The sequence below is a fragment of the Pseudoalteromonas sp. MB41 genome (assembly GCF_020966275.1).
Classification (GTDB): domain Bacteria; phylum Pseudomonadota; class Gammaproteobacteria; order Enterobacterales; family Alteromonadaceae; genus Pseudoalteromonas; species Pseudoalteromonas lipolytica.
Genome location: NZ_JAJJZF010000011.1, coordinates 78,994 through 91,982, shown reverse-complemented (window position 1 = coordinate 91,982; position 12,989 = coordinate 78,994). Strand labels below are relative to the sequence as shown.

At 40.8% G+C, this 12,989-nt stretch carries 13 protein-coding genes; 10 read left to right on the top strand and 3 right to left on the bottom strand.

Annotation, left to right across the window (positions count from 1 at the left end; genetic code table 11):
- Window positions 1-37: 37 nt before the first annotated feature.
- The 4 genes from LPA49_RS12375 to LPA49_RS12360 all read left to right on the top strand — a co-directional run bounded on the left by LPA49_RS12375 (window position 38) and on the right by LPA49_RS12360 (window position 3,998).
- Complete coding sequence (locus LPA49_RS12375) at window positions 38-1,213, top strand: RHS repeat-associated core domain-containing protein (protein WP_230236633.1); 1,176 nt, start codon at window positions 38-40, stop codon at window positions 1,211-1,213.
- An 18-nt stretch (window positions 1,214-1,231) separates the two neighbouring features.
- Window positions 1,232-1,711, top strand: a complete 480-nt coding sequence (locus tag LPA49_RS12370) for a hypothetical protein (protein ID WP_230236632.1) — start codon at window positions 1,232-1,234, stop codon at window positions 1,709-1,711.
- A 148-nt stretch (window positions 1,712-1,859) separates the two neighbouring features.
- A complete protein-coding gene (locus tag LPA49_RS12365; protein ID WP_230236630.1) occupies window positions 1,860-3,374 on the top strand; it encodes a hypothetical protein in 1,515 nt (504 codons plus the stop codon).
- Window positions 3,375-3,377: 3 nt separating this feature from the next.
- Window positions 3,378-3,998 carry a hypothetical protein gene (locus LPA49_RS12360; RefSeq protein ID WP_230236628.1) on the top strand — a complete coding sequence of 207 codons (621 nt, stop codon included), beginning with the start codon at window positions 3,378-3,380 and terminating at the stop codon, window positions 3,996-3,998.
- 224 nt (window positions 3,999-4,222) lie between these two features.
- Here the strand turns inward: LPA49_RS12360 and LPA49_RS12355 are convergent, their stop codons facing one another.
- Together LPA49_RS12355 and LPA49_RS12350 are read right to left on the bottom strand one after the other, a co-directional pair.
- On the bottom strand, window positions 4,223-4,489 hold the full coding sequence (locus LPA49_RS12355) for a hypothetical protein (protein ID WP_230236626.1): 267 nt from the start codon (window positions 4,487-4,489) through the stop codon (window positions 4,223-4,225).
- 54 nt (window positions 4,490-4,543) lie between these two features.
- Window positions 4,544-4,861: a hypothetical protein gene (locus LPA49_RS12350; protein ID WP_230236625.1), complete on the bottom strand. Its 318-nt coding sequence runs from the start codon at window positions 4,859-4,861 to the stop codon at window positions 4,544-4,546.
- A gap of 219 nt (window positions 4,862-5,080) precedes the next feature.
- Here LPA49_RS12350 and LPA49_RS12345 point away from each other — a divergent pair, with 219 nt between their 5' ends.
- Window positions 5,081-6,031, top strand: a complete 951-nt coding sequence (locus tag LPA49_RS12345) for a phosphotransferase (RefSeq protein ID WP_230236623.1) — start codon at window positions 5,081-5,083, stop codon at window positions 6,029-6,031.
- Window positions 6,031-7,002, top strand: coding sequence for a Gfo/Idh/MocA family protein (locus LPA49_RS12340; RefSeq protein WP_230236620.1), 972 nt, complete (start codon window positions 6,031-6,033; stop codon window positions 7,000-7,002). Before LPA49_RS12345 ends, LPA49_RS12340 begins: the two co-directional genes overlap by 1 nt.
- Here LPA49_RS12340 and LPA49_RS12335 read toward each other — a convergent pair.
- Window positions 6,999-7,814: a hypothetical protein gene (locus tag LPA49_RS12335; protein ID WP_230236617.1), complete on the bottom strand. Its 816-nt coding sequence runs from the start codon at window positions 7,812-7,814 to the stop codon at window positions 6,999-7,001. The genes LPA49_RS12340 and LPA49_RS12335 overlap by 4 nt on opposite strands.
- 199 nt (window positions 7,815-8,013) lie before the next feature.
- Between LPA49_RS12335 and upp the strand changes: the two genes are divergently transcribed.
- The 4 genes from upp to LPA49_RS12315 all read left to right on the top strand — a co-directional run bounded on the left by upp (window position 8,014) and on the right by LPA49_RS12315 (window position 12,985).
- Window positions 8,014-8,643, top strand: coding sequence for a uracil phosphoribosyltransferase (upp, locus tag LPA49_RS12330; RefSeq protein WP_036972148.1), 630 nt, complete (start codon window positions 8,014-8,016; stop codon window positions 8,641-8,643).
- Window positions 8,644-8,652: 9 nt separating this feature from the next.
- Entirely contained in the window at window positions 8,653-9,891 is a 1,239-nt protein-coding gene (locus LPA49_RS12325) for a uracil-xanthine permease family protein (protein WP_230236615.1), read from the top strand.
- 138 nt (window positions 9,892-10,029) lie between these two features.
- Window positions 10,030-11,772: an HAD-IIB family hydrolase gene (locus tag LPA49_RS12320; protein ID WP_230236613.1), complete on the top strand. Its 1,743-nt coding sequence runs from the start codon at window positions 10,030-10,032 to the stop codon at window positions 11,770-11,772.
- Window positions 11,765-12,985 carry a glycosyl transferase gene (locus LPA49_RS12315; protein ID WP_230236612.1) on the top strand — a complete coding sequence of 407 codons (1,221 nt, stop codon included), beginning with the start codon at window positions 11,765-11,767 and terminating at the stop codon, window positions 12,983-12,985. Before LPA49_RS12320 ends, LPA49_RS12315 begins: the two co-directional genes overlap by 8 nt.
- Window positions 12,986-12,989 lie beyond the last annotated feature (4 nt).

Sequence of the window (12,989 nt, the reverse complement as noted above, 5' to 3'; positions counted from 1 at the left end):
AAAGGTTCGTAAAGGTTCTTAAAGCTGCACTATCCATATGAACGGTCGGATCTACGATCCAACCTTGGGACGATTCCTTCAGGCTGATCCGCATATTCAAGCTCCAATGAATAGCCAAAACTATAACCGTTATAGTTATGTTTTGAATAATCCGATGAGCTATACCGATCCGAGTGGGTATTTCTTTAAGTCATTGACTAAGTTTGTTAAGAAGTATTGGAAAACGATTGTTCAAATAGGCATTACAGTGATGACTGCTGGAGCTGGATTAGCTTGGGCAATTGCAGGAGGGGCATTATCTGGTTACGTTGCAACTGGCTCTCTAAAGGGGGCATTAGTTGGAGCATTTAGTGGGGCGCTTTTCTACGGTGCTGGTGAGTTAATTGCCAATAACGGGATACAGAATATACTCGGAAAAGGACTTATTCGAGGGATGGCAGGCGGAATAAGTAGTGTCCTTTCTGGTGGTAAGTTTGGACATGGTTTTGCTGCGGCAGGCGTATCAAGTATGGCAGGAGGCAAGATTGATGCAGCCTTCAAGGATACGGGAGCAAGAGTTGTTGCCGCTGCTGTCGTCGGTGGTACTGTTAGCCAAGTTACAGGTGGTAAGTTTGCAAATGGTGCAATAACCGCAGCCTTCATGAAAGCGTATAATGACGCCAACCATCCCAAGTTTGAATCGCCTGATGCCCCATTAGCTAAATGGTTTAGAAGTATTGCTGATGGAGCTGCACAAATTAGAGGTAGCATAGAGGGCGCTTTAACTGATTTAGGAAACTCAATTAGTAATGCACTTACAACTACGGCTGATAGTGCAGCTAATGCAGCAAGTATTGCATATAATAACCCATCTAAAACATTAGCTGCTGGCGGATCAGTTATTGGTGGATTAGCGGCTTGCATGACAGTTAAGGGATGTATATTGGGGGGGCCAATGATCGCTTATGGTGTAGATCAGACTCATGCATTAGTTAATGGAAACAATATGACTACAAGCCAGCAATACCTAGGGGATGTACTGTCTCACCCTGACGCAAGGGCTGCATTTCCATTTATAGAAAACCCGCACAATGCCGCAGGTACAATAATTGATATATCGACTTTTGCAGCAGGAGGTGCAGGTGTATCAACCTTGAATTTGTATAATGGTACGGGAAATACAATGGATGTGATTAATGCCATCAATGACGCTAATACGCTTAAAAACTACTAAGTCGGGACAATTAAATCTATGAACATCAAACTAGTATGTTTTTTATTTGGAACCGTCTTGTTTCTAGTTTTAGGAATTAAGCAACTTTGGTTTACTGAACCTAGCAGCTATCTTACTGAAATAGAAAAAGAAGCTAAATTGGTCTCTTTTACTATTGATAAGGTTCAATGTACGTCAAAGAATCGTACAAGTGATGTGCTTGAACTCGTAGCTAAGGAAAATGGGGTTTCACTATTTGCTCATATTGGTGGTGCTTTTAATTGTGCATTTGCTTTAAATAAACTAAAAGAAGGCGATTTGGTTAGCTCTCATATTAATGTGAATGGCGGAGAAATTATGTCTCTTAATATTAAGGGAGAGCAGCTATACAGCCTTGAGCAATATTTAGAAGAGAAAAAAGCAAACTTTGGAAATTATAGTGCAATTTATTTTGTAATTGCCTTTATGTTTATCATGCTTTTCATCAACGAGAAGCGAGAGCAAAATGGTAATATATAAGAATCAAGGTGGGCAGAACCATTGATTTAAAATCACTCTGCTAATACCTTGATTTAGTTTGGGACAACCTAAGCCAAGCAAACGAAAGCCAGCGGGAGCTGGTTTTCTTATTTTAAGAAATAACGAAAGCTATTAAGGAAGTCAAGAAATGAGAGATTTGGGCGATCTAGGTGAGTCACACTTTTATGCTTGGTGTTCAGAAGTTGGCTTAATCGCTAACAAATCTACTAAAGATAAAATGGGCTGGGATTTCATCGTTGAGTTTCCATTTAGCAACGAAATCACAGGTCTAACAGTTCATCAGTCTGCACCAAAGTGTAAAGTGCAGGTCAAGGCAACAGATGGTCAAAAACGAAAGCTATCTATTGATTTGCCTAATCTACGTAAATTGGCTGTTGATCCACTTCCTTGTTTTTACATTTTCATTGAATATGACGCTACTAACCAGCCCATCAGGGCTTTTCTTAGGCATATGGATGAAGAGCTTATTGAAAAAGTCCTTGAATTAATCGCTACAACAGATAAAAAGAGTTACACCGTTCATTATGATGAAAGCCATTTATTAAGTGAGCTAACAGGTGCATCACTATCGCAAAAGTTGAAATCTTATATTGGCAATCTTAATGATTATACCTATCGCAAAAAGAATTTTTTGGAAAACGTGGGGTATGATGATGAGCGCTTAAAAATAAAGTTTGACCTAATAGGAAAAGAAAACCTAGAAGCGCTTATTGATGTGCATCTTGGCCTAAAAGAAAAGGCTAACATCTCAAATATAGCTGCTGTAGAAAAGCGATTTGGGCTGTTGCACGAAAAAACTGATCTGAGTGCAGAGTCGGCTGAGCTGTCGTTAACTCGCCTAGAGCCTACTGCTAAAGCAAAAATGATATTTCGCAAAGGTAGTATCAGTAATGATTACAGGTTTGATGTTGAAGCCTACTTTCCTCAGTTCTTAGGTGACTTTAATCATCCTCTATTTAAGTCACGATATAAGTCTAGCTTTTTTGACCTTACACTTAAGCACAATAGTAAAAATTTAAATTTCAGATTTGATTTCGGTGTAAAGCCCTTTAAATTAAGAGATTTAAGAGAACATTTGAAATTTATTTCTGATGTTTCTAGTGGCGATACTTTTAAAGTTTTAATAAAGGGTGATAGTGGACAGGAGGTTTTGGGAAGTATCAACTCTGAGGGAAATAGTATTGACTACTCCGATAATATTGAGGCATTGAATACGTTAATGCGAATTGCACGATTATTTGATGTCGGAAATGAAATTTATGTTAGCCTCGAAGAAGTTGAGTATTTAGCGCCATCATGTTCTAGTATTTTTGATTTTTTTAGTGGGAATGCTATTCGATTTCGTATTTCATTCGATGTTGTAGACGGGAAGTTAAATTTAGATGATGAAATTGTATTGCTGGGCGCAATAGCTTACCGCATAGGTGATGTCATTTTTTATACGTTGTATTCCGCTGAGGATAAAATTGTAAAAAGTGAAGATACGGAGCGAGAATACGAAGTAAATGGCCCGAAAATAACTATCTTAGATAGAATATCAACCAATATATCTTCGCCAATCTCAGTTGAAGAGATATATGATGAACTTTCTAATCTAGAAAGTAATTATGGTGATAAGCCCGTTATAATTTTGCGTGAGTAATTCGTGACTGATTTTGAGAGTATATTGAAGGAAATGGAAGCAGAAGGTATTACTCATGAATCGATCATGGAGAGCCAAGCAGTAGATGATGGTAGGGACCTAGCGCAATATCGAAAAATCAGGGAGCTTAGGTTGAGCCTTCAAGACAAAGCAAAAAATATTATAGACAAGCCAGTTAAATTCTGGCCTTCGTTTGATATTAATTGGGATCTTTGCCCTAATAACTTTAGGTTCGCTTTCGATGGTATGTCACCGAATCAATATGCCAAAGAGTATCCAGATGGCCTTAGGCTTTGCTGGGTGTTTCAAACTGAATTTTACAATAGTTTATGCCACTACAATAAACGCTCACCAGAAGAATTATGGGAACTAGGCTTTGCTGACAAGCTTGCCCATGTTATTGCTTATTGTAGTGAGGGGAATCCTTTAACGCCTGTAGTTGCTAAGCCACAACCACATTTTGATGGTGAAGTGCTATTACTTGGTGGCAATCATCGTTATGCGATGATTAATGCATTAAATATAACAGTAATGCCTTTATTAGTGCAGCATGAAGATCATGACGAAATGACTAAGCGACTACCTTCCTTAAGTGATAACATTGAAGAAATTAATAGGGACTAGCTCACTTCCTACTTAGTTAACTCTATTTGGCTTGATGCCAAAAGAGGTGGGCTGGGAAGCCGCCTTATTCTAATCAAAATTAGCCTGTTTTTGATTAGAATAAGACGGCTATTCTCATCAAAGGCATTCCAATTACTGGGAAGTATTATGGATTTCAGTAATTACTATTTTTTTAATACTTGGCAATACTTTGAATTTTTTAGGTGACCTGCTTTATGCTTTACTTAATCAGAGTCCAATTGCTTTAGGAAAGTTTCACCATCAACAAGGTCATTTGCGTCTAGATTTTGAAAACGCTTTTTGACTAGCGCAAGCTTTTCAATCTCATCGACATCGCAATCGAGGTGTTCTTCGCATCGAAAGATAATTTTCTTGCGAATAGCGTTTGGTCTATCTGGTGATGGTGCAATTATCTCAGTTCTAATATCGACATGCTTTTTATGGCAGGCCGAGCATTCGGCATTGTGAAAATCAATTTTGTGTGTCGGCATTATTAGCTCCAACGTAGTAGTGGTTGATTGATGAAAGTCCGCTTGGTGCCAGTGCTAATGGGCTAAAAGTGGCGATGAGCTATTTAACGCCCTAATTTGCTCAGGCGAAAATCCGTGGCGAAGCATTTCGAAATCGTCTAAATCGATAACAGCTCGTTTTCCGCGTCCCTTGAGAGCGTAGCAAGAGTTGCTTGCTGTTATTATCTGCTGAGCCTTAACATCTATTGATACGATCCTTGATGTTGTCACGTAGTCCCCTTCATAAAAGCGGATGGTCGCATCTTCTATAACTGTACCGTACAGCACTTCACCGACCAATTGCTCACCATCCATAACAGCAACAATGTACCAATCTTTTACCGTGGTGTTCATAAGCCGCCCCTCGCTTTTTGCTTGATGACTTATGGTAGAAAAACATGGATTAAAAACATATCAAATGCGTGGATCTAATCCTGAGTTTTTCAGGTCAAATACGCTTATTTTTTTAATGAGTGTGATCAGTGTAAAAAGTTCAGCTTAGGGATGCAATATTGTGCCCGAAAGGGATATCACCTACCATTGCCCATAGATTTTTTGTTAAAACATGACTGTATGAACGTAAGGCAATTTGTTAAAAAGCACTTTCCTGATATTAAAGACATAGAGCATGCAGCCTCTGTATGGAGTGATTGCGGCGAAATTATTCGCTGTAAACTTAACGGTGAGGCATGTGTCATAAAAGCCATAGAAGTCCCTCGGCAAATTAATCATAGTCGGATCACGCAAAGTGAGTTTGCATTAGCAAGAAAGCGGCAATCATATTTAGTCGAATTTAATTGGTATCAGCAGTTTAGTGGACAGTTACCGCTTGAGGCTGCAGCCATTCCCTGCTTAAACGCGGTGCAAGAAAATAACCAGCAAGCACTCTTATTTGCTGATTTTACTGCGTGTGGTTATCAACAAGCCCAAGCAAGCTCTGCTTATATTGATGCGATTCTTAGATGGTTAGCGCATTTTCATGCTGTTAATTTAAGTAGCACTGCTGAGGGGCTTTGGCCGCAAGGTAGCTATTGGCACTTAGCGACTCGTCCAGATGAGTATGCGCGAATGACACATTCAAGCCTAAAAGTTGAAGCAGAAAATATCGATACAGCACTTAAGCAGTGTGTATATCAAACGCTCATACATGGCGATGCGAAACTTGCTAATTTTGCCATAAAGCCACACACTAATTGTGTATATGGCTATGACTTTCAATACGTTGGAAAGGGTGTCGGTATTATTGATGTTATGTACTTTTTAGGTAGTTGCTTAAGTGATAAGGCGCTCCATACCTATGCCAGCGCATATTTAGACCAGTATTACGATGAGCTCGCCTTAGCTCTAAAACGTTATAAACCGAATATCAGTGCGGCAGATGTGATTGCTAGCTGGGATGAACTCTGGGCATATGCTTGGGCTGATTTTTACCGCTTTTTAGCTGGGTGGAGTCCCGAGCATTTAAAAATTAATCGCTATATGCAAAGTCAGTTTAACTATTATCTCACTAAAAAAGGAATGTAATGAATAAGCCAATTCGTTTTGCCATAATTGGGTGTGGCGCAGTAACCGAAGTTAAAAGTGGTCCCGCGTATCAACAAACCGATGGCATTGAGCTGGTGGGCGTGACGCGTCGAGATTTAAACAAAGCTCGCGACTATGCACAGCGTCATCATGTGCCCAAGGTGTTTGCAAGCCCCAGTGAGTTAATAAACGATGCACAGGTTGATGCCGTATACATTGCAACGCCGCCCGACAGCCATAAAACGTTTGCACTTGAAGTGGCGGCGGCTGGCAAACCCTGTTGTATCGAAAAACCCTTAGCGCCTAGCTATGAAGACAGTTTAGCCATTGTTGAAGCATTCAAAGAGGCAAAACAGCCTTTATTTGTTGCTTATTATCGTCGTTCGTTGCCACGTTTTAATAAAGTGAAATCGCTTATTGAAAGTGGCGCAATTGGTAAAGTGCGTCATGTAAGTTGGCATTTGAGCAAACCAGCAAGTGCTTTGGACTTATCTAGAGAATATAACTGGCGAACTGATAAACAGATTGCACGTGGCGGTTACTTTGATGACTTAGCAAGCCATGGTCTTGATTTGTTAGCGTATTTATTAGGTGATTTTGAAAAAGTACACGGTTTTTGTGCTAATCAACAAGGGCTTTATTCCGCTTTTGATGCTATTACAGCGCACTGGCATCATAAATCGGGGATTACGGGCTCTGGCAGTTGGAACTTTGCGTGTGCGAACCGCTTTGACGACGTTATTATTTATGGCAGTGAGGGTGAAATATGTTTTAGTGTGTTTGACGAAAAACCTATCGAGCTCAACAACACACAGGGTATACGCCAACTATCTATTGAAAACCCAACTCATATACAGCAATTTCATGTAGAAAATATGGCTCAATTTTTTGATTTGGGCGCGCCTCATCCCTCAACCGGTGTAACCGCTTTACACACCAGCTGGGTAATGGAACAAATTTTAATGTCTTAATTTTTATAGGCGGCATTAAAAGCATCAACAATCAACGTATTGTCGGGTGCAGGAAATAATTCCATGAGCCTTGTACTAATGAGAGTCTTTATTTTCTCTGTTTGCAATGCGTGTTCAAATAATGCAATGGCCTGTTTACCTTGCGGCGAGGGCGAACAGGTTATGTAACCAAATGCAGCAGGCTCAGAGGGTTCAATCGTTAAGTAACGGATTTTATCAATACCATGTGCGCGTTGATAACGGTGAATGAACATTGATTTATATTCAAAAATAGCGTCAATTTTATTTTCAAAAAGCATGTAGCCAAGCTGAATTGCATTGGCAGCCCCATCTACTTTAAAAAAATGTTCTTCGTGTCGTTTTATAAAATCATCGATTTTAGCAGAGTAAGACCGCCGACTCGTCACGCCAATGGTGAGGTCATAATAATTTACGGCGTCGGTTAATGAAATCGAGTTGGGTAAGGTTGGTTTGTTGAATACAATCAGTTTGTTTTCGGGAAAGGCCATCAGAGGATACCGAGTAAAAATAGCACTCGCTTCTCGTTCAGGTGTTTTAAGCTTGTTGAGTAAACAGACATCGGGAAGTTGACTAAGTTGTTTCCAGTCCTGTAATTGGCTGCCAGGTACAAACTGTAAGCTGATTTTATTGCCCAACTCAGTGACCGCAGCTAACACGAATTCAGTTGCCTCATTCTCGGGACTGCCGTCTGCTTGCGGAATAAAGTCAGTCATTATTTTTACATGCAATGGCTCAGAATTAACCGGCACAGCATAAATACATAATAAAAGAATCGTTGCGTATAGTTTCATGCCATTCTGATGCCCAATTTTATTAAATGAATTGTTAAGCGGAAGTAGCCGATGTTGTTGCAAAGCGCTTAATAGACACTGCCTACTGTTTAATATTAGACCAGTTAAAGAAATTAATGCAATGAAGGGGGATTTTTTGCAGTCGAGTTGTCTATTATGCGCTAAAATAGGCGTAATTTATTTCTTTTAGGTTCTACTTATGTCTATCCATGTAATTACTCACCCGTTAGTTCAACACAAACTTGGCCTTATGCGCGCAGAAGGTATTAGTACTAAAAGTTTTCGTGAATTAGCGTCTGAAGTGGGGACCCTGCTTACCTACGAAGCGACTAAAAATTTACCACTAGAAAATGTGCAAATCACAGGGTGGGATGGCTCTCCCTTAGAAGTTGAGCATATCAAAGGTAAAAAAATTACAGTTGTGCCTATTTTGCGTGCTGGGCTTGGTATGATGGATGGTGTTATGCAGTTATTACCTGCTGCAAAAGTGAGTGTTGTTGGCTTGCAACGCAACGAAGAAACCTTAGAACCCGTTCCGTACTTTGAAAAATTAGTTGGCAAGATTGATGAGCGTTTAAGTCTCGTAATTGATCCAATGCTTGCGACAGGTGGTTCAATGATTGCCACTATCGATATGCTTAAAAAAGCAGGTTGTAAAGATATTAAAGTCATTGTTCTCGTTGCAGCACCCGAAGGTGTTGAGAAAACATTGGCAGCTCACCCAGATGTTGAAATCTTTACGGCTTCATTAGACAGTCACTTAAATGAAAAAGGATATATCATTCCAGGCTTAGGAGATGCCGGCGACAAAATTTTTGGCACAGTTTAGGTAAATAGCGTGGAAAATCATCAAACATTTTCGTTAAAAACTATTTTAACGGGGGCGCAAATGCTATTTGTCGCATTTGGCGCGTTGGTACTTGTCCCTTTACTGACGGGGCTTGACCCTAATGTTGCGCTATTCACCGCAGGCTTAGGCACTTTGTTGTTCCATTTTGTGACTAAAGGCCAAGTTCCCATTTTTTTAGCTTCGTCATTTGCGTTTATTGCTCCTATTATCGCTTCAGTGCAAATGTGGGGTATTCCAGCCACAATGGGTGGCTTGATGGTAGCAGGGTTCTGCTATTTAATTTTAAGCTTAGTTGTTAAGTTTAAAGGTGTTAGCGCCTTAGAAAAAGTGTTGCCGCCAGTGGTGGTTGGTCCTGTCATCATGGTGATAGGGTTAGCACTTGCACCTGTGGCTGTAAACATGGCAATGGGCAAGGCTGGTGATGGCATTGCGCAGTTAGTGCCTTACGAGCAAGCTATTTGGGTGTCGGGTTTATCTTTGCTCGTCACACTTATTTTTGCTGTGTGGGGCAAAGGTGTTTTTAAGCTTATTCCTATTCTGGCTGGGGTTGTTGCTGGTTATGTTGCGTCTTTATACATTGGTATTGTGCAGTTTAATGCAGTAACCGAAGCCAATTGGTTTGCTGTGCCTGCATTCACGTATCCAGAGTTTAAATGGCAAGCTATTTTGTTTATGGTGCCAGTTGCTATTGCGCCTGCAATAGAACACATTGGCGACATGATGGCTATTAGCCAAGTAACGGGAAAAGATTACTTAAAAAAACCAGGGTTACACCGCACCTTATTAGGTGATGGTTTGGCAACGTCTGCGGCATCCATTTTCGGTGGGCCACCGAATACCACTTACTCTGAAGTGACAGGGGCAGTGATGCTGACACGAAACTTTAATCCGCGTGTGATGTTGTGGACAGCGATTATTGCTATTGTGCTGGCCTTTGTAGCAAAAATGGGCGCGGGTTTGCAGACCATTCCTGTGCCAGTGATGGGCGGTATTATGATCTTGCTGTTTGGCTCTATTGCGGTAGTTGGTTTGAATACTTTGGTTAAATCGGGAGAAGATTTGACAGCCCCACGCAACCTAACGATTATCGCACTTATATTAGTGTTTGGTATTGGTGGTATGCATATTGGTGGTAATGAGTTTAGCCTACAAGGTGTAAGCTTATGTGCCATTCTCGGTATTATTTTAAATGCCGTGCTCCCCAAAGCAGTGCAGACTGAGCAATAGCATGTAAAAAATGATGTGAATTTGCACCAAAAAAGCGCATTTAATATGCGCTTTTTTTGTAACCTCATAAAAAGTAAGGAATTATAAAACTGGTCTACTAACTGCATTTATCTCTATGTCATACTGGTAGGAGCGATTATGCAAGAGGCAAATGTTGTGGATATAACCCCGTTTTTAGCGAAACATCAGTTACCACTTAAATATCAATATTTAAGTGAACAATTCTTTATACCCCTCGCGCACGATGTGTTAAGCGCAAAAATGGCTGGACAGCCGATGCTGGTGGCGATTAATGGCTGTCAGGGCTCTGGTAAAACAACCCTTGCTGATTTTCTTGTGACGTGGGTCAACAGCAATACAGAGTTTAATAGTGTTTCCTTGTCTATTGATGACTTTTATCTTAGTCATGCAGCACGAGCCGAGTTGGCCGAAGACGTACACCCACTCTTTGTAACGAGAGGGGTCCCCGGTACTCACGATATAAAGTTAATGGAACAAACCTTATCGGCGTTAATGGCTGGCAAAAAGAATGTGCCTTTACCGCAATTCGACAAGCTCACGGATGACCCTGTCGCAAAAGAACACTGGCCAACTAACCAAAAGCCGGTCGATATCATATTTTTTGAAGGATGGTGCGTTGCCAGTACTGCGCAGCAGCCATATCAGCTGCAAACACCTATCAATGACTTAGAGCAATACGAGGATGCTGATGGCGTTTGGCGGCGTTGTGTGAACAGCTGTTTAGCGAATGAATATCAGAATGTATTTGCTATGGCTGATTACACCATTATGTTAAAAGCACCATCGTTTGAAGATGTGTATGCATGGCGTTTAGAGCAAGAACACAAGTTAATTGCTAAAAATGGATTAGGTAAAGGCACATTTGATGAAATAACACTGAGGCGCTTTATATCTCATTTTGAACGAATCACCCGTGAAAACTTAGCGACGCTCGCACATGATGTTGATGCCTTATTATTACTTGATAGCCAACGCGATATTACAAAAATGCAGTTGTTGGCAGATAAAATTTCACAACCACTTATTTTTACCGATTTAGACGGCACTTTGCTTGATCACGATAGTTACGAGTGTGACGTTATAAAACCTTTTTTAGCTGAGCTGAACGATACGGGTATTAACGTTATTTTTAATACGAGTAAAACATTTGCTGAGGTTATAGATATTCAAGCGGGCCTTGAACATCACCAGCCCTTTATTGTTGAGAATGGGGCGGCAGTGTATATTCCCAAAAACTACTTTGCAGTAAAACCAATTGGTTGTGACGAATATCATGGGTTTTGGCGGTATGCTCTCACACAAAGCTGCGATAAATTACACGATGACCTTAATCAGCATGCAAGCCAGTTTAGTCATTGTGTGCGTTTATTTAGTCAGTTTTCAGCCCAAGAAATTGCTGAACTTACTGGTTTACCCCTCGATAAAAGCGAACTGGCTTTACAGCGTCAATATTCAGATCCTATTTGTTTTTCAGGCAGTGATACACAGCGACAACAATTTATAGACATTATGTCGTCACTCGATTACGAGGTGTTGGTTGGCGGTCGTTTTATTCATATTACGAAAGGGACAAATAAGGGATTAGCGCAAAAGTGGTTATTAAATCAATTTAAAAAAGCATATCGCAACCCCTTTACCGTTATTGCTTTGGGCGACAGTCAAAATGATGTTGCCATGCTAAAAGCGGCAGATACCGCTGTTCTTATCAAGAACCCGGGCAGTCAAGTGCAAGCACACATATTACAAAAAGCGTGGCAGCTCAGTGATAAACCCGCCCCTGAGGGCTGGGTTCAAGAAGTCTCGGCATTAAGCATTATTAAAGCGCATTTAGCAGCAAAAAAGGAGCAATCTCATGGCTGATTTTTATCAAAATGGCATCATAACTACGCTACACAATATTGCTGATCGACCAGTAGAAGAACTAGAAAAAGAGTTAATTAGCTTTTCAAAGCAACGGCCTATGGGGCTTATTTTACCCTCGTTATACAGTGAGCTTGAAGGACCCGCGCTGCAAAACATCATTGCTGAACTAAAGCATGTACCTTACCTTTCACAAATCACCATTGGTTTAGACCGTGCCGATGAAAGCCAATATCGCCATGCTTTACAATTTTTTGCTGAGCTTGACCAACACCACAAGGTGCTTTGGAACGATGGTCCGCGTTTACAAGCGCTCGATAAAGAGTTGCAAAAATTGGGCGTCGCGCCAAGAGAACTCGGTAAAGGTCGCAATGTTTGGTACTGCATGGGATATAAACTTGCAACGGCAAAAGTTGAATCTATCGCGTTACACGACTGTGATATTTTAACTTACGACAGAGCATTACTGGCTCGACTTATTTACCCCGTTGCACACCCGCGCTTTAACTATGAGTTCTGTAAAGGATTTTATCCGCGCACTGCTGAGGGGAAAATAAACGGCCGAGTGTCACGATTATTGGTCACGCCACTGCTGCGCTCGTTTAAAACTATTTTAGGTAGCAGTGACTATCTTGAATACATGGACTCGTTTCGTTACCCACTTGCTGGTGAATTCTCGTTTCGCCGTGATGTACTGAACGACATTCGTATTCCAAGTGATTGGGGTCTTGAAATTGGTGTGTTATCAGAAATGTATCGTAACTACTCACATAATCGGTTATGTCAGGTTGATATTGCTGATAATTACGACCATATACACCAAGATTTATCGTTGGGTAATCAAGCTGCTGGCTTGTCAAAAATGTCGATTGATATCACTAAAGCTTTGTTTAGAAAGCTAGCAACGCAAGGCGTAACGTTTACCTCTGAGACTATCCGCTCTCTAAAAGCGACCTATTATCGCATTGCGCTGGATTTTATCGAAACGTATCACAACGATGCGCTAATGAATGGCCTAACGCTTGATATTCACCAAGAAGAAAAAGCCGTTGAGATGTTTGCGCAAAATATAATGAATGCGGGACAACACTTCTTAGAAAATCCAATGGAAGCCCCCTTTGTGCCAAGCTGGAACCGGGTTGCATCGGCGATGCCCGATGTATTTGCGCGCTTAGAAGAAGCCGTAGAGCTTGATAATAAAGACTATATTTAACGGA

Bases quoted from the DNA above. Each gene is read 5' to 3' on its own strand.
- LPA49_RS12375 (WP_230236633.1), top strand. From the start codon at position 38: ATGAACGGTCGGATCTACGATCCAACCTTGGGACGATTCCTTCAGGCT.
- LPA49_RS12370 (WP_230236632.1), top strand. From the start codon at position 1,232: ATGAACATCAAACTAGTATGTTTTTTATTTGGAACCGTCTTGTTTCTA.
- LPA49_RS12365 (WP_230236630.1), top strand. From the start codon at position 1,860: ATGAGAGATTTGGGCGATCTAGGTGAGTCACACTTTTATGCTTGGTGT.
- LPA49_RS12355 (WP_230236626.1), bottom strand. From the start codon at position 4,489: ATGCCGACACACAAAATTGATTTTCACAATGCCGAATGCTCGGCCTGC.
- LPA49_RS12350 (WP_230236625.1), bottom strand. From the start codon at position 4,861: ATGAACACCACGGTAAAAGATTGGTACATTGTTGCTGTTATGGATGGT.
- LPA49_RS12345 (WP_230236623.1), top strand. From the start codon at position 5,081: ATGAACGTAAGGCAATTTGTTAAAAAGCACTTTCCTGATATTAAAGAC.
- LPA49_RS12340 (WP_230236620.1), top strand. From the start codon at position 6,031: ATGAATAAGCCAATTCGTTTTGCCATAATTGGGTGTGGCGCAGTAACC.
- LPA49_RS12335 (WP_230236617.1), bottom strand. From the start codon at position 7,814: ATGAAACTATACGCAACGATTCTTTTATTATGTATTTATGCTGTGCCG.
- upp (WP_036972148.1), top strand. From the start codon at position 8,014: ATGTCTATCCATGTAATTACTCACCCGTTAGTTCAACACAAACTTGGC.
- LPA49_RS12320 (WP_230236613.1), top strand. From the start codon at position 10,030: ATGCAAGAGGCAAATGTTGTGGATATAACCCCGTTTTTAGCGAAACAT.
- LPA49_RS12315 (WP_230236612.1), top strand. From the start codon at position 11,765: ATGGCTGATTTTTATCAAAATGGCATCATAACTACGCTACACAATATT.